Here is a 21706-nt window from a genome sequence, read left to right on the forward strand (position 1 = left end):
GCCTGGGCCGCCCGGCCTGGGTGTGCCGGGTCTGGCCAGGGCCTGTTGTCCGCCTGGGGTCTGGCCGGTCCATGGCCGGCCTGCCGCTGGCTTTGCCCGGCGGCTGTCTGGCCGGAGCCCCGGTGCCTGCCGACGTAGCCGCTCTGGTTGTCGTCCGGATTTTCGCCTTCTCCCCCCTCGCTTTCCTCCCGTTCGCCATGTTGTCCGCTTCCCGGTCGGCTTTGCCGGCTCTCTCGGCTTCCGGTCGGTCACGGCCGGGCGGTAGCCGCGGGTTGGCCGAAACGTCAAAATGTCCCATTCCGAGAACACGGCTGTCCGTTTCTCGGACAATCCGGGCCGCTACCTGGCGGAATAACCGATGTTATAATTAGCCTAATTGGCATCGGTTCGGGAAACGGTTTCCTCCTGTCGCTTTTTGACCCATTCGCCGGCTCAAATTGACCCAAAAGTCCCTTTTTTAAAGAAATGTAGTGATATCGTGGCCTTGCCGTGTATTTGCCGGCAGTGGCCTTGGCTCATGCCCGGGGGGCGGGGTCACCATGTCTGCCGGGAAAGGGGTTGTGAAGCGGATTTGCCTGTCGCAAGCCGCCTGGGGAATGAAGAAGTGTCATTGGCCTGTATATTGCTATTTCAGTGTGAGTGCAGTTTTTATGTTCGATAAAACACAATGACGGTGTGGAGTTAAAAATAACAGAAAGAAGCGAACAAGGTACTTTAAAAAATATCTGCGTATTGAATACAGTGCACAATATATGTTTTTATTAGCATAAAATAGAAGCTGAAAATACGGCTGAAACAGTCAAAAGCGCTGCAGCCGGCATCTGTTGGAAACAACAGGGACAGGGCGGCACCGGCCGCCCGCCAGCCGGTTCGTCAGCGACGGACCGAGCCGGAACGCCTCTGGCCGTGTCGATGGGAAGAGCCGTACCCGGCAGCCCGGCCGGGCCAAAGCGGTCCGGAAACGCAGGGTGGAACCACGCAACCAGCAACCGCAAGGGAAGCAGCACGCGCCATGAATGCCACACAAGCCGCACCGCGCCACAAAAACGCCCCCATGCGCAGCATCCCGGTCCACCACGCTGCCGGCATGGTCCTTTGCCACGACATCACCCGCATCGTGCCGGGCGAGGGCAAGGGACCGGCCTTTCGCAAGGGCCATGTCATCGAGGCCGGCGACATCGACGATCTGCTGCGTCTGGGCAAGGAACATATCTATGTCTGGGATCTGGCCGAAGGCTTTATTCACGAGGACGATGCCGCCCGCCGCATGGCCGAGGCCATAGCCGGGGAAGGAGTGGTTTTTTCGGCCCCATGCGAAGGCCGCATCAACCTGCTGGCTTCCCGGCCCGGGCTGCTCACCGTGGACGCGGCCATTCTGCGCCGGCTCAATTCCATTGAAGAAGTCACCATCGCCACCATGCACGGCAACGTGGTGGTCGGTCCGGGCCAGATGCTGGCCGGCACCCGGGTGGTGCCGCTGGTGGTGGACGAGGCCAAGGTCGAAGCGGTGGAGGCCTGCTGCGCCGAGTACGGCCCGGTGGTGCACGTGCGTCCCTTCCGGCCGCTGCGCATCGGCGTGGTGACCACCGGCGGCGAAGTCTACCACGGCCGCATCAAGGACGCCTTCGGACCGATCCTGCGCCGCAAGTTCGAGGAACTTTCCTGCACCGTCATCCGCCAGATCTTCGTTCCCGACGATCAGGACATGACCGTGCGGGCCATAAATCGACTTATCGAGGAAGGTGCGGACATGATCGCCGTCACCGGCGGCATGTCGGTTGACCCCGACGATCTCACCCCGTCGTCCATCCGGGCGGCCGGCGGCGAGGTGGTCACCTACGGGTCCCCCACCTTCCCCGGGGCCATGTTCATGTTGGCCTATCTCGGCGAGACCCCCGTGGTCGGGCTGCCCGGCTGCGTCATGTACCACAAGGCCAGCATCTTCGATCTGACCGTACCAAGGCTCGTGGTCGGCGAACGCCTGACCCGGGCCGACATTGTGGAGCTTGGACACGGCGGCCTGTGCGCCATGTGTCCCCAATGCCACTATCCCGCCTGCGGCTTTGGCAAGGGATAGCGGTCGGCACAGGATTAAACGCCGCGCACCCGGGGTCATGCCCGGGGCGCGCCTCGGAAACGCGACAAACCCTCAACCCGAAACGGAGCGAGACGACATGCAGGAAAAAATTCTCATCGTAAACGGCTTTGAGCGCAAACTCATCGTCGATCCGGATGCGTTTTTGTCCGACGTGCTGCGCAACCAACTGCACTTAAACGGCGTCAAGGTCGGCTGCGGCCAGGGCCAGTGCGGTGCCTGCTCGGTCATCATTGACGGCAAGGTCACCCGGGCCTGCATCACCAAGATCCGTCGCCTGGCCGACTACGCCAACGTGACCACCATCGAAGGTCTCGGCACCCCGGCCAACCTCCACCCCCTGCAGACCGCCTGGGTTGTCCACGGCGGCGCGCAGTGCGGCTTCTGCACCCCCGGTTTCATCCTGTCCGCCAAGGGCCTTTTGGACGAAAATCCCAAGCCCAGCCGTGAACAGGTGCGCGATTGGTTCCAGAAGCACAAAAACGTGTGCCGTTGCACCGGTTACCTGCCCCTGGTCGACGCCGTCATGGACGCCGCCAAGGTCCTGCGCGGTGAAATGACCCTTTGCATCAACCACAACATGCCGGCCGACGGCAATGTGTTCGGTTCGCGCGCCCCGCGTCCCTCGGGCGTGGCCAAGGTCACCGGCCAGTGGATGTTTGGCGATGACCACAAGAACTCCCTGCCCGCCGGCACGCTGCATCTGGCCATTGTCGAAGCCCGCGTGTCCCACGCCAACGTCAAGGGCGTCGACACCGCCGAAGCCCTCAAGATGCCCGGTGTGCACAGCGTCATCACGGCCAAGGACGTCAAGGGCAAAAACCGCATCACGGGTCTCATTACCTTCCCCACCAACAAGGGTGACGGTTGGGATCGTCCGATCCTGTGCGACGAGAAGGTCTTCCAGTACGGCGACGCCATCGCGCTCGTCGCGGCCGACTCCGAAGCCAATGCCCGCGCTGCCGCCGAGATGGTCAAGGTCGACCTGGAAGTCCTGCCGGCCTACATGAGCGCCCCGGCGGCCATGGCCGACGACGCCATCGAAATCCATCCCGGCACCCCGAACACCTACTACGAGCAGAATCACGCCAAGGGCGCTGATGTGGCTCCGTTCTTCGCCGATTCGGCCAAGTACGAAGTCATGGCCGGCGACTACTACACCCAGCGCCAGCCCCACCTGCCCATCGAGCCTGACGTAGGATTTGCCTACACCAACGATGCCGGCAAGCTGGTCATCCACTCCAAGTCCATCGGCCTGTACCTGCACCTGTACATGATCGCCCCGGGCCTGGGCGTCGAGCCGGAAAATCTGGTCCTCGTCCAGAACCCCACCGGCGGCACCTTCGGCTACAAGTTCAGCCCCACCATGGAAGCCCTGGTCGGCGTGGCCGCCATGGTCACCGGCCGCCCGGTGCACCTGCGCTACAACTACGCCCAGCAGCAGTACTACACCGGCAAGCGCTCCCCGTTCTGGACCAAGGGCAAGATCGCGGTCGACAAGTCCACCAAGAAGATCGTTGCCTCCGAAATGGAATGGATCGTTGACCACGGCCCCTATTCCGAGTTCGGCGATCTGCTGACGCTTCGCGGTTCGCAGTACTGGATGGCCGGCTACGGCATCCCCAACATGCGCGCCAAGGGCTACTGCGTGGCCACCAACCATGGTTGGGGTTCGGCCTTCCGCGGTTACGGTTCGCCGGAAATCATGTTCCCGTCCGAGTGCCTGATGGACGAAATGGCCGAAAAGCTCGGTATGGATCCCCTGGAATTCCGGTATGTCAACGTGTACCGTCCGGGCGACACCACCCCGACCGACCAGGTGCCCGATTCCTGGACGCTGCCGGAGATGATCGACATCCTGCGTCCCAAGTACAAGGAAGCCCTGGCCAACGCCAAAAAGAACTCCACCGCCACCCATAAAAAGGGCGTCGGCGTGGCCATCGGCATCTACGGTTCCGGCCTTGACGGCCCGGACTCCGCCGGTGCTGATGCCGAAATCCATGCCGACGGCACCGTGACCATCTACAACACCTGGCAGGATCACGGCCAGGGTTCGGATCTGGGCACGCTCGGCTTCGCCCACGAGACCCTGAAGCCCATGGGCATCTGCGCCAGCAAGATCAAGCTGGTTCTTAACGACACGAGCAAGTGCCCCAACTCCGGCCCGGCCGGTGGCTCGCGCTCCAACGTCGTGGTCGGACAGGCCATCATCAACGCCTGCCAGCAGCTCGTGGCCGCCTGCAAGAAGGCCGACGGCACCTATCGCACCTACGACGAACTGGTGAAGGAAGGCCTCAAGACCCGCTACAACGGCACCTGGACCGCTCCGGCCAAGGATTGCGACGCCAATGGCCTCGGTTCCCCGTTCTGCTGCTACATGTACGGCGTGTTCCTGGCCGAAGTGACCGTCGAGCTGGCCACCGGCAAGACCCAGGTCGACAAGATGGTCCTGGTCGAAGACATCGGCACCATCAACAACCGTCAGACCGTCGACGGCCAGAACTGGGGCGGCTTGGCCCAGGGCATCGGCCTGGCCCTGTCCGAGGACTTCGAGGACATCAAGAAGCATTCGTCCCTGGCTGGCGCGGGCGTGCCCTACATCAAGGACATCCCCGACGCCCTGGAACTGATCTACGTCGAGTCGCCGCGTGAGCATGGCCCCTACGGCAACTCCGGCGTCGGCGAAGTGCCGCTGTGCGGCCCGCACCCGGCCATCATCAACGCCATCTACAACGCCTGCGGCGTGCGCATCCGCCACCTGCCGGCCTACCCCGAAAAGGTGCTGGCCGGTCTGAAGGCCCTTGGCAAGTAAGACCGTTTCGCGCATCCTGACGTAACCCCGACGGGGCGGGCGGTTGCCGTCCGCCCCGTCTTTTCAGCAGGGAGGGTAGGCATGGACCAGCAGGGTTTGCGGGATATCGAATACCGCTGCATCCAGGAGGAACAGCCCGCCTGTCAGGCCGCCTGTCCCCTCCATGTCGACGTGCGCAAGTTCATGGCCCTGGTGCGGGCCGGCGACATGGCCGGGGCTCGAAAGATTCTCGATCGCACCCTGCCGTTGCCGACCGTCCTTGGCCGGGTGTGTGACCACCCCTGCCAACCGCACTGTATCCGAAGCCCCATCGATGCCTCTCTGGCCATTGGAGGCCTGGAACGCACCGTCATAAACGCCACCGGTCCGGCCGCCAAACCCCTGTCCATGCCGGGCAAGGGCAAGCGGGCGGCGGTCATGGGCGGCGACGTGAGCGCCCTGACCGTGGCCTGGGATCTTGGCAAGAAGGGCTACGGTGTGGATGTCTATCTGGCCGGCGAGGCTGCGGGCGGCCATCTGCTGACCCTGGCTACACTGCTGCCGCCGGGAGCGCTTGCCGCCGAACTGGACATCATGGGCCGCATGAATGTGGCCTTCCATCCGGGCCAACGCCTGGACAGGGCCGCTTTTGAGCGGTTTTGCACCGAGTACGATGCCGTCTATGTCGAAATGCTCGACACAAATTTCCTGTCTCTTGGCCGCGAGGGCGTGGACGCCCTGACCCTTGGCCTGCCGGGCCATGACGGCGTGTTCTGCGGCGGCTTTGTCGCGCCCGGACAGCCGCTTTCCGCCATCAGTCTGGCCGGCGAAGGCCGCAAGGCCGCCGTGTCCATGGACCGCTATCTGGCCGGCGTGTCCGTCACCGCCTCCCGGGAGCGCGAGGGGGCCTGCCCGACGCGGCTTTTCACCAACACCGAGGGAGTTATTCCCATCCCGGCCGTTGCCCCGGCCGAGGCCGCCGCCGGCCTGACCCCGGCCGAGGCCGGGACCGAGGCGGCCCGGTGTCTGGACTGCCAGTGCCTGGAGTGTGTGAAGTCCTGCGCCTACCTGGCCCGCTACAAAGGCTACCCCAAGGTCTACGCCCGCCAGATCTATAATAATCTTTCCATCGTCCAGGGCTCGCGCTCGTTTAACCAGATGATCAATTCCTGCACCATGTGCGGGCTTTGCACCGAGCTTTGCCCGGAAGACTTCTCCATGGCCGACCTGACGTTGGCTGCCCGGCGCGACATGGTGTCACGCGACAAGATGCCGCTTTCCGCCCACGAGTTCGCCCTGGAAGACATGGCCTTTTCCCAAAGCGACCGGTTCACGCTCCTGCGCCATGCCCCCGGGGAAACCGCCAGCGCCCATCTCTTTTACCCCGGCTGTATGCTCGGCGGCGATCCGGCCGCCTCGGTGGCCGGGGTCTACGCCTTTTTGCGCGAGACCCTCCCCGGCGGCGTGGCCCTGGGGCTGGCCTGCTGCGGCGCGCCGGCCTGGTGGGCCGGGCGGCAGGATCTGGCCGAGGCGGCCATGGCCCAATTCCGGGAAGCCTGGGAAGGGCTTGGCCGGCCGCGTCTGGTCATGGCCTGCGCTTCCTGCCAGGCCACCTTCGCCCGCATGGCCCCGGAAGTCCCGACCATCTCCTTGTGGCGCGTGTTCCTGGAAGAAACCGGCCTGCCCCAGAGCCGGGGCGCACTCCCGGCCGGTCCGGTGGCTGTCCACGACAGCTGCACCTCGCGCTACGACGCCGAGAGCCAGGCTGCGGTGCGGGCCATCCTCGGCAGCCTGGGCGTGGATGTGGCCGAGCTGGCTTTGTCCGGGCGGCGCACCGAATGCTGCGGGTTTGGCGGCCTGCAGGCCAATGCCCACCCCGAGCTGGCCGCCACGGTCATTGCCCGCCGGGCAGCCGAAAGCCCCCATGATTTCATTGCCACCTGCTCCATGTGCCGCGACCGGCTGGCCGGGACCGGCAAGCGGGCCTACCATCTGCTTGACCTGCTGTTTCCGGGCGGTTCGGGCGACCCGGCCGCACGGCCCGATCCGGGCTTTTCCTACCGCCACGAGGCCAGGGCGCGGCTGAAGCGCACGCTGCTTGAAACCGTCTGGCGCGAACCGCAATCCCCTGAAACGCCGCCGGCCGTGCGACTCGTTATCCCCGATGCCGTGCGCCGGGTCATGGAGGCGCGCCATGTGCTCGATACCGACGTGGCCCGCACGATTGCCCATGCCGAGGCCACCGGCCGCAAGTTCACGGACAAGGCCACCGGCCGCCATCTGGCCGGATTCGCCACGGCCCGGGTCACCTACTGGGCGCTCTATGAACTCATTGACGGCGCGGCTCATATCCACGCTGCCTACAGCCACCGCATGAACGTCTCCGGCGTGGACCGGCAGGAGGGGTAATCCATGAACGATACGCCGATCTATCTGCCCGAATCCGGCGACTGGCAGTGCGCCGCCTGCGGCCAGGATCTTGTCCCGGCCCCGGTTGGCGTCACCTATCTCCAGGGGGGTTTTACCATCACCCTCATGACCTGCCCGGCCTGCCACCTGTCGCTGGTGCCGGAATTTCTGGCCGTGGGGAAAATGTTTGAAGTGGAGCAGCTCCTGGAGGACAAGTGATGGCCCTGCGCGAGCCGTTGCCCCGGCCCGAGGGGCCGGTTGCGCCGCCGGGCCGCCTTTCCTGGCCCGCCGCCGAAAAGCCCTATGAGCGGGCTGACGTGCGCCGGGCCACGGGCGGGGCCATCCGGCCCGGCGGCCTGACCCTGACCGACCGGGCCCTGGATTTGCTCCCCTTTGCCGCCGGCGCCAGGCTGCTCGACTGCGGCTGCGGGGCCGGAGCCACCCTGGCCCGCCTGGACGACGGCGGCTTTTGCGCCCTTGGCCTCGACTGCTCCCCGCTTTTGGCTGCCGAAGCCGCCCACACAATTCCGGGCCGGGTGCTCCTGGCCGATGCCGGCCGGCTGCCCCTGGCCGGTGCCGCCTTTGACGGCGTTTTTTGCGAATGCGTGCTCTCGGCCCTGCCGGATGCCGAGGCCGCCCTGGCCGAGATCGCCCGGGTGCTCATTCCCGGCGGTTTTCTCGTCGTCTCCGACCTCTATCTGCGGGCCGGGTCGCCGGGGTGTGGCGGGCAGGGACTGGGCTGCGCGGCCGGAGCCATGCCACGCGATCTTGCCGAGGCACGATTTTTACGCCACGGCCTCGCTCCGGTCCTGTTTGAGGACCACACCAGACTGCTCATCAATCTTTCCTGCCGCCTCGTCTTTGAACTCGGCTCGGCCCGTGAGGTCATGGCCGTGCTGACCGGCCGCGAACCGGCCTGCGACGGGACCGGCGAAAAACCCCATCTGGGCTACGGCCTGTGGATCAGCCGCAAAGAGGTGTCTGTATGAATCCCACGCTGCTCGAAATCCTGCCGCTCGCTCACAAAGGCTATTGCTGCAGCCAGATCCTCGTGCTTTTGGCTCTGTCCGCCCAGGGCCGGGAAAATCCCGAACTGGTGCGCGCCGCCATGGGCCTTTGCCACGGCATGGGCGGCTCCGGCGGCATCTGCGGCATCCTGACCGGCAGCTGTCTGGCCCTTGGCCTGTATATCGGCAAAGGCCGCGATGAAGAAACGCCTTTTGACCAAGGCGACGCCCTGGTCTCGGATTTCGTGGACTGGTTTACCGAACGGGTCAAAGACGGCTACGGCGACATTACCTGCTCCGCCATCTTAAACGACGGGAAACCCGATCCCACCCGCTGCGGCGGGCTGATGGCCGACGCCTGGAACCACATCCTGGAACTGCTCGTCAGCTACGGCATCGACCCTGCCGAAGGCAGGGAGTAGCGTAAGGGGAGGGGAGGAGAAACCGGGGGAAAACCTTTCTGGAAGAAAGGTTTTCCCCCGGACCCCCTTTCCAAAGACTTTTCATGGGGGGCTGGCGCGGGCGGCGGGAGGCCGTCGCCTGACTGGCGAACATGGTCTCCATTCGCAAATAACAGAGTAAAAATTTCCCCCGGTGCAGGGGTCCGGGGGGATCATCCCCCCGGCCGCCGGAGCATCCTCCCTGACCCAATTCAGGAGTAACGAGTGACGGCGACAGAGAGTTTGTGTCCGGTGTGTCTGGCCCGGCTGCCGGCGCGTCGCGAGGCTGTGGGAGAGGACGGCTGGCTGGTGCGTACCTGCCCGGAGCACGGCGAATTTCGCGCCCGCTACTGGCACGGCCCGCCCGGTCCGGCCGGTTGGGACCGGCCCAAGATTGCGCCCTCGGGGACGGCTGCGGCCGGGACCGCGCCGGGCGAGGGCTGCCCCTATGTCTGCGGCCTGTGCCCGGAGCACAGCCAACGCACCTGCACCGTGGTTTTTGAGGTCACCGGCCGCTGCAACCTCGGTTGCCCGGTCTGTTTTGCCGATGCCGGCACCGGCTTTGACCCCGATCCCACCCTGGCCGCCCTTGAAACCCGGCTTATTCGGGCCAGACGCGCGGCCGGGCCGGCCAATATCCAGATTTCCGGCGGCGAACCGACCCTGCGCGCCGATCTGCCCGACATTGTGGCCCTGGCCAAAGCAGCCGGCTTCCCCTTTGTGCAGCTCAATACCAACGGTCTGGCCCTGGCGGCCGATCCGGCCCTGGCCGGGCGGCTGGCGGCGGCCGGGCTTGATTCCGTCTTTTTGCAGTGCGACGGCGTGACCGACGCCGCCCATGTGGCCCTGCGCGGCCGGGGGCTGGTCCGGGAAAAACGCGCCGCCCTGGACGCCTGCGCCGCTGCCGGCCTTGGCGTGGTGCTGGTCGCCACCCTGGTCCCCGGCGTCAATGCCGGCGAAGTCGGCGATCTCGTCCGGCTGGCCGCGTCCCTGGCTCCGGGCGTGCGCGGCGTCCATTTTCAGCCGGCCGCCCATTTCGGCCGCTATCCCGGCAACGGCGACAGCGCCCCGCGCCTGACCCTGCCCGAGGTCATGGCCGCCCTGGAAGCCCAAACCGGCGGCATGGTCCGGGCGGAGGATCTGCATCCGCCGTGCTGCGAACATTCCCTGTGCTCGTTTTCCGCCACCTACCGCGTGTTGCCCGGCGGCCGGCTGGCCCTGGCCGGGAGCGGCGGCTGCTGCGACAAGACGGCCATCCCGGCCGAGGAAGGGGCGCGGCAGTCCATGGCCTTTGTGGCCCGGCAGTGGGGCGCGGCCAAGCCCGTCCCGGCCCCGGAGGCCATCAAGGACGATTTCGACCGTTTTCTGGCCGCCGCTGCCGCCACGCCGACCCTGAGCATCTCGGCCATGGCCTTCATGGATGCCTGGACCCTCGACCTGGAGCGGGCGCGCGGCTGTTGCATCCATGTGGCCGTGCCCGACGGCCGGCTCATTCCCTTTTGCCTTTACAACCTGACCGCTGCCGACGGCGCGGCCCTGTATCGACGGAAATCATGCGCGTAAGCCCTTTTGACGCCTGGATTGCCGCGGCCACCGGCCAGGGCGGCCAGATACCGGACCCGGCCCGGCTGGCCGACTGGCAGCTCGCTGCCCTTGGCCGCAGCCTGGACCACGCCCGCTCGGCCCCGTTTTATCGCGACCGCCTGGCCCGTCTGCCGGACGGGTTCCCGGACAGCTTGGCGGCCTTTGCCACGCTCCCGACCACCACGCCGGAAGAGCTGGCTGCGGCCTTTCCCCGGTTTCTGGCCGTGGCCCAGGACGCCATCGCCCGCATGGTCACGGTCGCCACCTCCGGCACCACCGGCCCGCCCAAGCGCATGGGCCTGACCGACGCCGATATTGAAGAAACCCTCGACTGTTTCCGGGTGGTCATGGCCGTGACGCTTGAACCGGGCGAGACGGTGCTGATTTTATTTCCGGCCGAGAAGCCGGACAGCGTGGGCGACCTGATCGGCCGGGGAATGCGCCGGCTTGGGGCCAATCCGGTGTTCGGCGACCCGACCGGCAATCCGGCCCGGCTGGCCGAGGCCCTGCTGGCCCACCGCCCCAAAAGCCTCATTGCCGCCCCGTCCCAACTCACCGCCGCCCTGGACGACGTGGCCGCCATGGCAGCGGCCCGGACCTGCCTGCGCTCGGTGGTCTATGCCTCCGACTTTCTTTCGCCCGAGCTTCGGGAGAAAACCGCCGCCCGCTTTGGCTGCCGGGTGTTCGACTATTACAGCGCCACGGAAATGGCCTACGGCGGCGGCATGGAATGCGCGGCCGGGGACGGCTACCATTTGCGCGAAGCCCAGCTCTATTTTGAAGTGCTTGATCCCGGCAGCGACACACCGGTTGCCGCCGGCGAGGTCGGCGAGGTAGTCTTCACCACGCTCACCCGGCGCGGCGTGCCCCTTGTGCGCTACCGCACCGGCGACGCGGCCCGTATGCTGCCCGGCCCCTGCCCGTGCGGCAGTGCGCTTCGCCGGCTGGGGCCGATTCTTGGCCGCATCAAACGAACCGAAGCCGGCTGGATGGTCGGCAATCCCGATAAAGGAAGGGGAACCCCATGAATGAACTGATTGCCGCCATAAATGACCGTCTGGCCCGGGGCGAGTCCCTGGCTGTCGCCACCATCGTCACCAACGAAGGCTCGACGCCGCGCACCGCCGGCTCGAAAATGCTTGTTTTTGCCGATGGTTCCATTGCCGGAACCGTGGGCGGCGGCCTTGGCGAGGGCATGGTCATCACCGCTGCCAAGGAGACCTTGGCTGTGGGCCAGTCCCGGCTCATGGGCATCGACATGACCGGCCAGGCTGCGGCCGGGGCCGATCTCATCTGCGGCGGGCGGATGCGGGTTTTTCTGGAGCGCATCGAGGCCGACACGGCCAACCAGGAGCTTTACGCCGCCCTGGCCGGGAGTCTGGCCGCCGGACGCAGCGCCCTGATGCTGACCCGCGTTGGCGGCGAAGCCTGGGGTGGGGCGCGCTGTCTGCTCACCCCGGACGGCGCGGTCGGCATCTGTCCCGAGCAGACCGTGCTCATGGCCGCCCGCGCCCAGGGCCGGGGCATTGTTGCGCCGATTCTGCTCGAAGCCGACGGCAGCCAGTGGGTGCTGGAGCCGATCCTGGCCCTCGATCCGCTCTACATCTTCGGCGGCGGCCATGTGTCGCGTCCCACCTGCCACATGGCGGCCATGGTAGGTTTTGGCGTGACGGTCTTTGACGACCGCCCGGAATTCGCCAATGCCGAACGCTTCCCGGACGCGGCCAGGACCGTGGTCTTTTCCAGCCTGCCCGACTGCTTTGCCAGCCTGACCATCGAAAAAAACGCCTCGGTGGTGATTGTCACGCGCGGCCACGCCCAGGACAAGGACGTGCTGGCCCTGGCCCTTAAAACCGAGGCCGGCTACATCGGCATGATCGGGAGCCTGCGCAAGCGCGACGCCCTCTACGACAAGCTCTTGGCCGAAGGCTATACCAAAGACGACCTCGCCCGGGTCCATTCGCCCATTGGCCTTGAGATCGCGGCCGAGACGCCGGAAGAAATCGCCGTCAGCATCGTGGCCGAGCTGATCGAGGCGCGGGCGGCGCGGCGGGGGTGAGGTCGAGCGCAAGAGGTTTTTGCAAAGAAAGGAAGGAGGGGGATGCCTCCGGCGGCCGGGGGGATGATCCCCCCGGACCCCTGCAAAGGGAAAAGTGTTTCAACGGGGTGCGGACATTCGCTTCATTTATTGCGGGTTACTGCACCCCAGGTGGGATTCCAAAGGGCACTGCCCTTTGGCCGCCGGAGGCATTCTTTCTTCTCTCTTCACTCCTTCGAAAACTCCCCGACCACTCCACCCATCATCTCCGCCAAATCCCCCGGCGCGATCTCCAGCGTCCGGTCGGGCCTTCCAAAGCCGCAGTAGAGCGTCGGTTCAATCGTCAGCACGTCGGCGTCGATCAAAAGCCGGCCCCGCCCCTCGGCTAAAAGCGGCGACACACTGCCGGGCGCGACGCCGAGCCGGGCCAGGACCTCGTCCGGCGAGAGCGGGGCAATGTCCCGCCGGCCAACGCCAAGGAGGCCGGCCAGGGCCGGGTAGACCACCCGCCGCGTGCCCCGCAGGGCGGCCAGGACAAGTCCGCCGTCGCGCAGCGTAAAGGCGATGGTCTTGACGATGCGGCTGACGTCAAAAAGCTGCGCCGCGTCGGCCTCGGCCATGGTGCGCACCGGGGCGTGGACGTGGATGGTATGCGGCCGGCCGCTGTGGGCCAGGGTTGCGGCCAGTTCGATAAAGACCGCAGCTTCTGCGTCCGTGCCGTCTGGAGTCGGGTACTGTTCCATGGCCGGGTTTGTGCCTGGGACGCGGCTGCATGGCAAGGGCGGTGTGGTCTTTTGCTTTACGCCGTGTCCTGGCTGGGCTAAGGCTGGGAAGATTCAAATCCGTTTTGCGGGAGGGCAGACCATGCCAACACAGTCAAAAGGCTGGAGTCCGTATCTGGCCGGGGCGCTGTCCGGGCTTGTGTCGATCGGCTCGGTGCTTATTGCCGGCAAATATCTGGGGGCCTCCACCACCTTCGTGCGCGGGGCGGGCATGGCCGAGCGGCTGTATGCCCCGGATGTGGTCACCACGCTGGCCTATTATATCAAGGAAAAACCGGTTTTCGACTGGCAGTTCCTGTTCGTGTGCGGCATTGCCGCGGGTGCGTATCTGGCCGCCCGGCTGTATGGCGACTTCAAGGTGCAGCTGGTGCCGGACACCTGGAGCGCGCGCTTTGGGCCAAGTCCCTGGCGGCGGGCGGCGGCGGCTTTCGTGGGCGGGGTGATCGCCATGTTCGGGGCGCGTCTGGCCGACGGCTGCCCAAGCGGCCATGGCCTGTCCGGCATGTCGCAGCTGGCGGTGTCGGGCTATCTGGCCGGGGCCGGGTTTTTCATTGGCGGCATCGTCATGGCCCGGCTGCTGTATCGGGGGAAATGATATGGAACTCTTTTTCGGACTGGTGACCGGCGTGCTCTTTGGCTTTCTGCTCCAGCGCGGCCAGGTCCTTCGCTACGACAAGCAGCTCGGGGCGCTTCGCTTAAAAGACATGACCATCGTCAAGTTCATGCTGTCCCACATCATGGTGGCCATGGTGGGGCTGTATCTTTTAAACGACCTGGGACTGGTCAAGCTGTCGATCAAGTCCACGGTGCTTGGGGCCAACATTCTTGGCGGCTTGATTTTCGGCCTGGGCTGGGGTCTGGTCGGCTATTGTCCGGGCACCTCAGTCGGGGCGGTTGGCGAGGGGCGCTTTGACGCCTTGTGGGGCATAGCCGGCATGTTGGTCGGGGCGGCGGTCTTTGCCCGGGCCTATGACGGCCTGCTTGGCACGGTCTATACCTGGGGCGATTACGGCAAGATCACCCTGCCGAGCCTGCTTGGGATCAGCCACTGGCTGGTCATCGTGGTGCTGCTGGCGGCCTTTGCCGGCATATTGCGGCTTCTCGAGCGCAAGGGGCTGTGAGCCGAGGCCGGCCTTAACGCCTTGATTTGAAGCAGGAAATAGGCCAGGATGGGGACTTCCCGCCCTTGCCGCGACCCGGACTGCCGGGCCAGCCGCATCCCTGCTCCAACCTGCAAACGGAGGATATGCCAGATGGCGGTTTTCAACTGCAAAAACGCCGACGACGTGCTGCGGGCCGTCAAGGATTACAATGTTTCGTTTATCCAGTTCTGGTTCATCGACGTGCTGGGGGTACTCAAGAGCTTTCAGATAACCCCCCGGGAACTGGAAAACGCCTTTGAAGAGGGCATGGGCTTTGACGGCTCGTCCATCACCGGGTTCACCAAGATCCAGGAATCGGACATGGTGGCCTTTCCCGACCCCTCCACCTTCCAGTTGGTGGCCTGGCGTCCATCCGACCGTCCGGTGGCCCGGCTTTTTTGCGATGTGAAAAATCCCGACGGCACGCCCTTTGCGGCCGATTCGCGCTATGTATTGAAGCGGATGCTCAAAAAGGCGGCCGACCTCGGCTACACCTACTACGTCGGCCCGGAGCTGGAATTTTTCCTGTTTGCCAATTCCACCGAGCCGAAGATCCTGGACCACGGCGGCTATTTCGATGCGCCGCCGCGCGATCTGGCCAATGACGTGCGCCGCGACATCAACTTCGCCCTGGAATCCATGGGCGTGGCCGTGGAATACAGCCACCACGAAGTGGCCCCGAGCCAGCACGAGATCGACCTGCGCTACCAGGAAGGGTTGGTCATGGCCGACTATGCCCAGACCTACCGGGTGGTGGTCAAGGAGGTGGCCCGCAAACACGGCTGTTACGCCACCTTCATGCCCAAGCCCCTTTTCGGTGAAAACGGCTCCGGCATGCACTGCCACCAGTCGCTCTTTCGAGGGGCCAAAAACGCCTTCTACGACGTCTCCGATCCCTACCATCTGTCCGGCGAGGCCAAGGGCTTCATTGCCGGCCTGTTGCGCCATGCCCCGGAATTGACGCTTATCACCAACCAGTGGGTCAATTCCTACAAGCGGCTGGTGCCGGGCTATGAAGCGCCGGTCTACATCGCCTGGGCCCGGCGCAACCGCTCGGCCCTGGTGCGGGTGCCCATGTACAAGCCCGGCAAGGAATCGGCCACCCGCATCGAACTGCGAAGCCCTGACCCGGCCTGCAACCTGTACCTGTCCTTTGCCGCCATGCTCGGCGCGGGCCTCAAGGGCATCGAGGAAGGCTATGTCCTGGAAGACCCCATCGAGGAAAACATCTTCAAGATGACCGATGAGGAGATGGTGGAGAAGGGCGTGACCTCGTTGCCGGGCAGCCTGCGCGAGGCCGTGGACCATCTGGAGAAGAGCGCGCTTATGCGCGAAGTGCTGGGCGACCATCTCCACGGTGCCCTGGTCGAGAACAAGAAGGCCGAGTGGGACGCCTACCGCACCCAGGTCACGGAGTGGGAGATCGAGCGCTATCTGCCTATTCTGTAGCGCCGCTGGTGCCGCATGGAAAAAGGCCGCCTTCGGGCGGCCTTTTCTTTTGGTTCGAGGGAGTGGGGCTGTGTGCGGCCGGCTTGGGCGAGACAGCGGCGAGGCAGGAGAGATTGTCTCTAAAATTGCATTTTTGTTATTTACCGCTTGCAAGCCTATAAATGATGTGCCAAAAAACCTGTGTTTACGGCATTTATTTCGATAGATTTCAAATTTTACATGTATTTCAGAAATGTATAGAAATTTTCCCAATCAGGCGACAAATCTGGATGGCTTGCTGGCTGCTGCTGGTATGTATTTAAAAAGCAGCAGGTTATAAATTTGTCCCGAATTTGCTCGGCCGGCGGGACCGGAGAGAGCGGGCCCGCAAGGCAGCAGCACACTTGATCACGAATTGACCTGAGGACTTTGTGAGGGGGGGGCAGGCTGGCGAAAGCTCGGGAATCCGTGCGCGGGTCTGGCGCAGTCGGGCTTTTTACAGTCATGGCGCGGTGAGCGATGGGCCGGCAGGGCCATGAGGTCCCGCACCCAGGTGCGCAAAGCCCTGTCCGGCGAACCGGACGGGGCTTTGCTGTCTGGGTGGGGCCGACGGCTAGGGTTTGGTGACCAGGGGCCAGCGCTCGGGCGGCAGATATTTGCCGCCGTTTTTCGGACAATCGCGCGCCCGGAGTTCCAGGGGGCGGGGGTCGCCGTTTGCGGCAAAGGCGTAGACGGCATAGGTGCCGCAGTCGCCAACGCCCCGGGCCTTGGTCAGATTGGTCAGGGTTTTGGCAGCAGGGTCAAAGACCGGATTGCCCACCAGCGAGCCCTCCAGCGAACGCGTGATCCGGCCGCCGTCGGCATCGGCCGTCGGGAAGCGCAGCAGCCGGGCCGGGCCGCCTCCGGCCTCGGTGGCCATGGCCACATAGACGCTCTGGTAGGCGGCCTGGTCGCACTGGATGAGATAGAGTGTGCGCCCCTGCCCCAGGTCGTAGTGGTCCACGCCGTTGGCCAGAAGCTCCAGTCCGGCCCCGTCGGGAGCATAGGTTTCCTGGAAGCTGGCCTCGCAATCGGCCGGCCAGTGGAGCCGGGCCTTGAGCGCGGCCCGCTCGGCCAGGAGGGTGTTGCGGTTGCTGTCCGCCGGGACAGTCTGGGCAGTCTGGACGGTCTGGACAGGTTGGGCCGGTTGGACAGGTTGGGCCGGTTGGGCGGCCAGGGCAGCCAGCGCCGCCCGCTGCTCGGTGTGGCGGGCCAGCAGGCAGGCGGCGTCTTGGCAGGCGTTTCGGGCCGCCAGCCATTGGCGCTGGGCGGCCCGCACCGCCCCCGGATCCGGGGCGGCGGCCAGGGCCGCGGCAAAGGCGTCGGCCACGGCCCCGTCGGCCTCCCGCAGGGCGGGATCGGCGCAGAGCATCCGCTCGACCGGGGTCTTGGCCTTGGTGCAATCGATGCCGGCCGCCCGGACCGGCCCGGCCAGGATGGCCACAAGGGCCAGACCGGACAGGACGGGCAGGAGGGCATCATACGCCCGCCGCGCCCCGGACGGCTGCGGTTTGGTCCCTTGGCCAAAAAAAGCCGGGGCGACAATGTTGGGGTCGCCAGGATGCGCCCCCAGAGGCCTGGCCGTCGGGTTTTGGTCCATGGATGCTCCTATTTGGCTTGCCGGACGTAGCGGGTTATGCCGATGCCCTTGGAAGGCCCGACATCGTGGGTGTAGATGAGTTCCAGGGAACCGTCGGGCAGAAGCCGGCCGTGAAATTCCCCCTCGTCTTCGAGGATATGGACGGTCGTGCCGTCATAGCCGAGCACGCCCATGACGTTTTCCCGATGTTTGCCGCTGGCTTTGACCCCGGTAAAGCGCCGGCCCTCCTGGTGGGCGATGGTCAGGGTGAACTGGCCGGACACGAAGTGGGGTCCGGGGGTCTCATGGGGAAAATGGCGGCTGCCGGTGGTGATGCCTTCGTGGTCGGTGCTTGTCCAGACACCGAGCAGGTCCGGGATGTCGGCGGCGCAGGCCGGGCCGGCAGCCAGCAGCAGGCACACGGTCAGCAGAAGCGGCAGGCGGGCGTTCATGGGCGGCTCCGTTTGGGCTGGGCCGGGGAGGCAAGGGCCGCCGGCCGGTTGGGATTTCTTTCCTGGTATGTGGCTGCGTCCGGGGCTGGGGTCAACGGTTTTGCCAGGTTTGCAGGTGCGCTATTTTGGTTTACGGTCCGGCAGGAAACTGGTAACCGCTGCGGCTTCGGCGAAATATCGTCTCACCCGAGTCCAGGACCATACCTCCTTGAAAACAGATAAAGTCATCCTCCTGTTGCTCCTTGGTTGTCTTGTCAGCATGTCCGGCATCGCCCTGTATTACAAACTGGGTTGGGACCGCATGGACAAGCAGATGCGGGAGATCTCCACCGACGTCGATACCGTCAACACGGCCATCAAGGACTTAAGTGGTCTCTACGCCCGCACCCGGTCGGGGATCATCCTGGCGCAGTTGCGCTCCCAGGACCTGCCTCTGATCGTCATGTTTGGCGACAGCATCGTGGAGCAGATGTACTGCCCGGCCATTGACGGCATAAATGTCATCAATACAGCCATTTCCGGCTCAAAAGCACTGGAATCGAAAGCTTTTCTCGACAGCATCCTGGCTGCTTCGCGCGGCCCGCTGGTGACCCTGTCCATGGGCACCAACGACGCCTTCGGCGAGAAAGTGGCCACGCCGGAGCAGTTTGCAACCGGCTACGAAGCCCTGGTGCGCACGGTGCTGGACAACGGCCGGCGGCTGGTGCTGGTCACATTGCCGCCTCTGGAGCGGGAGAAAGCCGAGGCCCGGCTGTTTAACGGGGTGAGCATTGAGGCTTACAACACCGCCATCCGGACCATCGGCCAGCGCCACAAGCTGGTCGTGGCTGACGTCAATGCCGTGCTGACGGCGCGCCGGACGGCCCAACCCGGTTCCCATACCGTGGACGGCGTGCATCTCGATGCCGCCTCTGCTGCCGTGTGGCGCGACACGGTCTACGCCGCCATCCACCAGGCCCTGGCCCAGCCCTAAGACCAGGTGGCCGTGGGCCGGTGTTGCGCCTTGACATCAGTGGTTCCAGGCCGGACACTGACACAATCGGGGGGCGGCCATGGCACACGCCGGCACATTGGCGCAAGAAGACGGCTCCGAGCCGTTTTTCTGTCTGCAGCTTGGACCTGACGGCCGTATCGAACACTGCGATGCGGCGGCCGGGGCACTTTTTGGGGACTGCCTTGGCGCACCCTGCCCCGTGCCCTGCCCGGAGCCGGGAACCTGCCGGGACTGGCCGGTCGGCCGGCGCGTCTGGCGGCTGTGGACCGAGGCCGGCCCTGACGGCAAACGCACGGTGCGCGCCCTGGCCGTCACCGATCTGGCCGCTGCCGCCGTCCTGGCCGAGGCCCGCAAAGGCCAGCTCGCCGCCATTCTCGACGGCGCGCGCGAAGGCGTGGTCATCGCCGCCGCCGGCCGGCTGGTCTTCGTCAATCCCTTCATGGAACGCCTCACCGGCTTTGATGCGGCCACGCTCCTGTCCCGCCCCTTCACCGACTTTCTGCATCCCGAGGACCGCGACACGGTGCTCGCCACCCATACCCGCCGTCTGGCCGGACAGGCCGCCCCGGAGAGCTACAGCTTTCGCCTGGTCACCGCCTCGGGCGGGGTCCGCTACATCAGCGCCTCGTCCGGGCGCATCGACTGGGAAGGGCAGCCCGCGGCAGTGAGCTTTCTCGGTGACATCTCGGCCCAGAAGGCCGCCCAGGCCGCCCTGGCCGATCTGGTGCGCGACCAGGAAACCGTCATCGCCGGCCGCACGGCTGTCCTTCGCGAAACCAACGAACGGTTGACGGCGGAAATCGAGGGCCACGAGCGCACCGCGGCCAAGCTCAAGGCGGCCCGGCTCAAACTGGCCAGGGCCCTGCGGGCCAAATCGGTTTTCCTGGCCAATATCAGCCACGAAATCCGCACGCCGCTCAATGTGGTCCTCGGCATGGCCGACATGGCCCTTCGCCCGGACAGCCAGGGGCAGGTGGACCAGATCCGGGCCTTGCAGATGATTCGCGAAGCCGGGTCGTCCCTGCGGGGCATCCTCGGCGACCTGCTCGACCTGTCCCGGGTCGAATCCGGCCACCTGGAAATGGAGCAGCTCCCGTTTTCTCCCGGCCAGGTGCTGGAGACGGTGCTCACCCGCTACCGGCTCATGGCCAAGCGGCAGGGGATCGTCCTTGGCGGCGAGACCGCTTCGGATGTGCCCGGGTATCTTCTGGGCGACGCCGGCCGCCTGGGGCAGGTGCTCGGCAATCTGGTGGGCAATGCGCTCAAGTTTACTGCCGAGGGCAGCGTCACGGTCAGCCTGACCCTGGCCCGGTCCGGCCGCCACGCCTTGCCGGGGGAGGTCGGGCTGCGTTTTGCCGTCAGGGATACCGGCATCGGCATTGCCCCGGACAAGCAGAAGACCATTTTCGACAGTTTCAGCCAGGCCGATGAAACCATCGGCCGACGCTTTGGCGGCACCGGCCTCGGGCTGGCCATCTGCCGCCGGCTGGTCGGGCTCATGGGCGGGCGGCTGCGGCTGATCTCCACCCCGGGCCAGGGCAGCGAGTTCTATTTCACCGCCCGCTTTGCGCCGGTTGCTGCCGACCGGCCGGTCCTTCCCGAACCGGCTCCGGAGCGGGACCTGCCGCCGCTGGATATTCTCCTGGCCGAGGATTCGGACCTTTCGGCCGAGATGATCCAGGCCTTTCTCGGGCCCAAGGGCCATACCGTGGTCCGGGCGGTCAACGGGCAGGAGGCACTGGCCACTCTGGCCCTTCGCCGCTTTGACGTGGTGCTCATGGATATCCAGATGCCGGTCATGGACGGCATTGCCGCCACCCGGGCCATCCGGTCCGGCGCCGTGCCCGGGGTGTCGCCGGATATTCCCATCGTGGCTCTGACCGCCTACGGGGCCGTGCGGGACCGCGACCGCATCTTAGGCTGCGGCGTGACCGGCTATCTGGCCAAGCCGGTCAATTTCGACCGTTTGCTGGAAGCCCTGTCCTGCAGCCTGGGGCTGGCCCCGGTCCCCTGCCGGGACGCGCCCGCCTCCCCGCCGGCGGCTGCGGCCGCTGCGGCGCTGCCTGCGGCCGTCGCGGACGGCCCGGCCTTTGACGCCGGGCGGGGCGAGGCCCTGGACAACCTCGGGGATGACGCCGAACTCTACGACCGGCTGGTGTCGGTGTTTTTGCGCGACACTCCGGCCGACCGGGCCAGCCTGGAAGCCGCCCAGGCTGCCGGCGACACGGCCCAGGTGGCGCTGGTGGCCCATTCCCTCAAGGGCAATGCCGGCATTGTCGGGGCCACTCCGGCCGCCGACCGGGCCAGGGCGGTGGAACTGGCCGCCCGGGCCGGCCAGACGGCCGAACTGCCGGGCCTTATCGCGGCCCTGGGCACGGTCCTGGAGGCCACCCTGGCCGGCTTTGCCGCCAAGGGGCACGAACCGGCCGGGCCGTGAGGCGACGGCTGCCGGGGGAGCCGGGCCGGGCGGGAGGCAGGAGTGGGGATGGCGCCGGGGCTGGTGCCGGCAGGAGCGATGTCGCGGAGGCGTTTTGACTGCCCTGCGGCCCGGTGCAGGGAATTGCGGGGGACTGGCTCCGGGACCTTGGCCGGGAGCCAGTCCCAAGAGGCGGGGGCCGGGCCTGGAGCCGGACCGAACAGTTGCCTGCGCGGGCCGGTTCCGGCCGGGCGGCACAGGCCGCTATTTGGTCATGTGGGCGACGGACTTGTTGAGTTCGTAGAGCAGGGTGGTCAGGCGCACGAGATAGGTCTCGTAGAGCTTTTGCACGTCGCTTGAACCGCTGATGTCGAGCTCCTGGTTTCGGGTGGTCAGGAGATAGACCATGCTGTTTAAGAACGTGATGATGTTCTTGCTGCGGTTGACGACGTACTCGTTGACGTCTTTCTCGCGGCTGTTGCCGAGCTTGAGATAGATGTAGAGGACATC

The 21706-nt window shown here is 65.8% G+C and carries 17 protein-coding genes and 1 pseudogene; 14 read left to right on the forward strand and 4 right to left on the reverse strand.

Annotated features, from left to right (window positions below; genetic code table 11):
* Window positions 1-1054: 1054 nt before the first annotated feature.
* The 9 genes from DVDV_RS16280 to DVDV_RS16320 all read left to right on the forward strand — a co-directional run bounded on the left by DVDV_RS16280 (window position 1055) and on the right by DVDV_RS16320 (window position 12385).
* Window positions 1055-2077 (forward strand): molybdopterin-binding protein, encoded by a 1023-nt coding sequence (locus DVDV_RS16280; RefSeq protein WP_075355698.1) that lies wholly within the window; start codon window positions 1055-1057, stop codon window positions 2075-2077.
* A gap of 97 nt (window positions 2078-2174) precedes the next feature.
* Entirely contained in the window at window positions 2175-4907 is a 2733-nt protein-coding gene (locus DVDV_RS16285; RefSeq protein WP_075355685.1) for a molybdopterin-dependent aldehyde oxidoreductase, read from the forward strand.
* 81 nt (window positions 4908-4988) lie between these two features.
* Complete coding sequence (locus tag DVDV_RS16290) at window positions 4989-7295, forward strand: pyridine nucleotide-disulfide oxidoreductase/dicluster-binding protein (protein ID WP_075355686.1); 2307 nt, start codon at window positions 4989-4991, stop codon at window positions 7293-7295.
* A gap of 3 nt (window positions 7296-7298) precedes the next feature.
* Window positions 7299-7514, forward strand: a complete 216-nt coding sequence (locus tag DVDV_RS16295) for a DVU_1557 family redox protein (protein WP_075355687.1) — start codon at window positions 7299-7301, stop codon at window positions 7512-7514.
* The gene (trsM, locus tag DVDV_RS16300; protein ID WP_083634803.1) at window positions 7514-8284 is read left to right on the forward strand and encodes a DVU_1556 family methyltransferase; all 771 of its coding nucleotides are present in this window, start codon (window positions 7514-7516) and stop codon (window positions 8282-8284) included. Before DVDV_RS16295 ends, trsM begins: the two co-directional genes overlap by 1 nt.
* Window positions 8281-8724: a DVU_1555 family C-GCAxxG-C-C protein gene (locus tag DVDV_RS16305; protein ID WP_075355688.1), complete on the forward strand. Its 444-nt coding sequence runs from the start codon at window positions 8281-8283 to the stop codon at window positions 8722-8724. The genes trsM and DVDV_RS16305 overlap by 4 nt, the downstream gene beginning before the upstream one ends.
* Window positions 8725-8967: 243 nt before the next feature.
* Window positions 8968-10305 (forward strand): radical SAM (seleno)protein TrsS, encoded by a 1338-nt coding sequence (trsS, locus tag DVDV_RS16310; protein ID WP_075355689.1) that lies wholly within the window; start codon window positions 8968-8970, stop codon window positions 10303-10305.
* Window positions 10296-11354, forward strand: coding sequence for a DVU_1553 family AMP-dependent CoA ligase (locus DVDV_RS16315; RefSeq protein WP_075355690.1), 1059 nt, complete (start codon window positions 10296-10298; stop codon window positions 11352-11354). Before trsS ends, DVDV_RS16315 begins: the two co-directional genes overlap by 10 nt.
* Window positions 11351-12385: an XdhC family aldehyde oxidoreductase maturation factor gene (locus DVDV_RS16320; RefSeq protein WP_075355691.1), complete on the forward strand. Its 1035-nt coding sequence runs from the start codon at window positions 11351-11353 to the stop codon at window positions 12383-12385. The genes DVDV_RS16315 and DVDV_RS16320 overlap by 4 nt, the downstream gene beginning before the upstream one ends.
* Before the next feature lie 206 nt (window positions 12386-12591).
* Here DVDV_RS16320 and DVDV_RS16325 read toward each other — a convergent pair whose 3' ends face one another.
* Window positions 12592-13107 (reverse strand): YbaK/EbsC family protein, encoded by a 516-nt coding sequence (locus tag DVDV_RS16325; protein ID WP_083634804.1) that lies wholly within the window; start codon window positions 13105-13107, stop codon window positions 12592-12594.
* 121 nt (window positions 13108-13228) lie between these two features.
* Here DVDV_RS16325 and DVDV_RS16330 point away from each other — a divergent pair, with 121 nt between their 5' ends.
* The 3 genes from DVDV_RS16330 to DVDV_RS16340 all read left to right on the forward strand — a co-directional run bounded on the left by DVDV_RS16330 (window position 13229) and on the right by DVDV_RS16340 (window position 15737).
* Window positions 13229-13741 (forward strand): YeeE/YedE thiosulfate transporter family protein, encoded by a 513-nt coding sequence (locus DVDV_RS16330; protein WP_075355692.1) that lies wholly within the window; start codon window positions 13229-13231, stop codon window positions 13739-13741.
* A gap of 1 nt (window position 13742) precedes the next feature.
* Window positions 13743-14267, forward strand: coding sequence for a DUF6691 family protein (locus DVDV_RS16335; protein WP_075355693.1), 525 nt, complete (start codon window positions 13743-13745; stop codon window positions 14265-14267).
* 132 nt (window positions 14268-14399) lie between these two features.
* Window positions 14400-15737 carry a glutamine synthetase family protein gene (locus DVDV_RS16340; RefSeq protein ID WP_075355694.1) on the forward strand — a complete coding sequence of 446 codons (1338 nt, stop codon included), beginning with the start codon at window positions 14400-14402 and terminating at the stop codon, window positions 15735-15737.
* A gap of 592 nt (window positions 15738-16329) precedes the next feature.
* Here the strand turns inward: DVDV_RS16340 and DVDV_RS16345 are convergent.
* Window positions 16330-17355: a DUF1176 domain-containing protein gene (locus tag DVDV_RS16345; RefSeq protein ID WP_083634805.1), complete on the reverse strand. Its 1026-nt coding sequence runs from the start codon at window positions 17353-17355 to the stop codon at window positions 16330-16332.
* Between the two features lie 8 nt (window positions 17356-17363).
* Entirely contained in the window at window positions 17364-17786 is a 423-nt protein-coding gene (locus DVDV_RS16350) for a hypothetical protein (RefSeq protein WP_075355695.1), read from the reverse strand.
* 208 nt (window positions 17787-17994) lie between these two features.
* Between DVDV_RS16350 and DVDV_RS16355 the strand changes: the two genes are divergently transcribed.
* Together DVDV_RS16355 and DVDV_RS16360 are read left to right on the forward strand one after the other, a co-directional pair.
* On the forward strand, window positions 17995-18759 hold the full coding sequence (locus tag DVDV_RS16355) for an SGNH/GDSL hydrolase family protein (protein WP_075355696.1): 765 nt from the start codon (window positions 17995-17997) through the stop codon (window positions 18757-18759).
* A 79-nt stretch (window positions 18760-18838) separates the two neighbouring features.
* Window positions 18839-21217: an ATP-binding protein gene (locus DVDV_RS16360; protein ID WP_075355697.1), complete on the forward strand. Its 2379-nt coding sequence runs from the start codon at window positions 18839-18841 to the stop codon at window positions 21215-21217.
* Between the two features lie 243 nt (window positions 21218-21460).
* Here the strand turns inward: DVDV_RS16360 and DVDV_RS16365 are convergent.
* Window positions 21461-21706 (reverse strand): annotated as a pseudogene (locus tag DVDV_RS16365) (hypothetical protein); the annotation flags it as partial.

This window comes from Desulfovibrio sp. DV (assembly GCF_001936595.1).
Classification (GTDB): Bacteria; Desulfobacterota; Desulfovibrionia; order Desulfovibrionales; family Desulfovibrionaceae; genus Solidesulfovibrio.

What these genes read in the sequence shown, in the direction of transcription:
- DVDV_RS16280 (WP_075355698.1), top strand. Translation starts at nt 1,055, where the DNA reads ATGCGCAGCATCCCGGTCCACCACGCTGCCGGCATGGTCCTTTGCCAC.
- DVDV_RS16285 (WP_075355685.1), top strand. Translation starts at nt 2,175, where the DNA reads ATGCAGGAAAAAATTCTCATCGTAAACGGCTTTGAGCGCAAACTCATC.
- DVDV_RS16290 (WP_075355686.1), top strand. Translation starts at nt 4,989, where the DNA reads ATGGACCAGCAGGGTTTGCGGGATATCGAATACCGCTGCATCCAGGAG.
- DVDV_RS16295 (WP_075355687.1), top strand. Translation starts at nt 7,299, where the DNA reads ATGAACGATACGCCGATCTATCTGCCCGAATCCGGCGACTGGCAGTGC.
- trsM (WP_083634803.1), top strand. Translation starts at nt 7,514, where the DNA reads ATGGCCCTGCGCGAGCCGTTGCCCCGGCCCGAGGGGCCGGTTGCGCCG.
- DVDV_RS16305 (WP_075355688.1), top strand. Translation starts at nt 8,281, where the DNA reads ATGAATCCCACGCTGCTCGAAATCCTGCCGCTCGCTCACAAAGGCTAT.
- DVDV_RS16315 (WP_075355690.1), top strand. Translation starts at nt 10,296, where the DNA reads ATGCGCGTAAGCCCTTTTGACGCCTGGATTGCCGCGGCCACCGGCCAG.
- DVDV_RS16320 (WP_075355691.1), top strand. Translation starts at nt 11,351, where the DNA reads ATGAATGAACTGATTGCCGCCATAAATGACCGTCTGGCCCGGGGCGAG.
- DVDV_RS16325 (WP_083634804.1), bottom strand. Translation starts at nt 13,107, where the DNA reads ATGGAACAGTACCCGACTCCAGACGGCACGGACGCAGAAGCTGCGGTC.
- DVDV_RS16330 (WP_075355692.1), top strand. Translation starts at nt 13,229, where the DNA reads ATGCCAACACAGTCAAAAGGCTGGAGTCCGTATCTGGCCGGGGCGCTG.
- DVDV_RS16335 (WP_075355693.1), top strand. Translation starts at nt 13,743, where the DNA reads ATGGAACTCTTTTTCGGACTGGTGACCGGCGTGCTCTTTGGCTTTCTG.
- DVDV_RS16340 (WP_075355694.1), top strand. Translation starts at nt 14,400, where the DNA reads ATGGCGGTTTTCAACTGCAAAAACGCCGACGACGTGCTGCGGGCCGTC.
- DVDV_RS16345 (WP_083634805.1), bottom strand. Translation starts at nt 17,355, where the DNA reads ATGGACCAAAACCCGACGGCCAGGCCTCTGGGGGCGCATCCTGGCGAC.
- DVDV_RS16350 (WP_075355695.1), bottom strand. Translation starts at nt 17,786, where the DNA reads ATGAACGCCCGCCTGCCGCTTCTGCTGACCGTGTGCCTGCTGCTGGCT.
- DVDV_RS16360 (WP_075355697.1), top strand. Translation starts at nt 18,839, where the DNA reads ATGGCACACGCCGGCACATTGGCGCAAGAAGACGGCTCCGAGCCGTTT.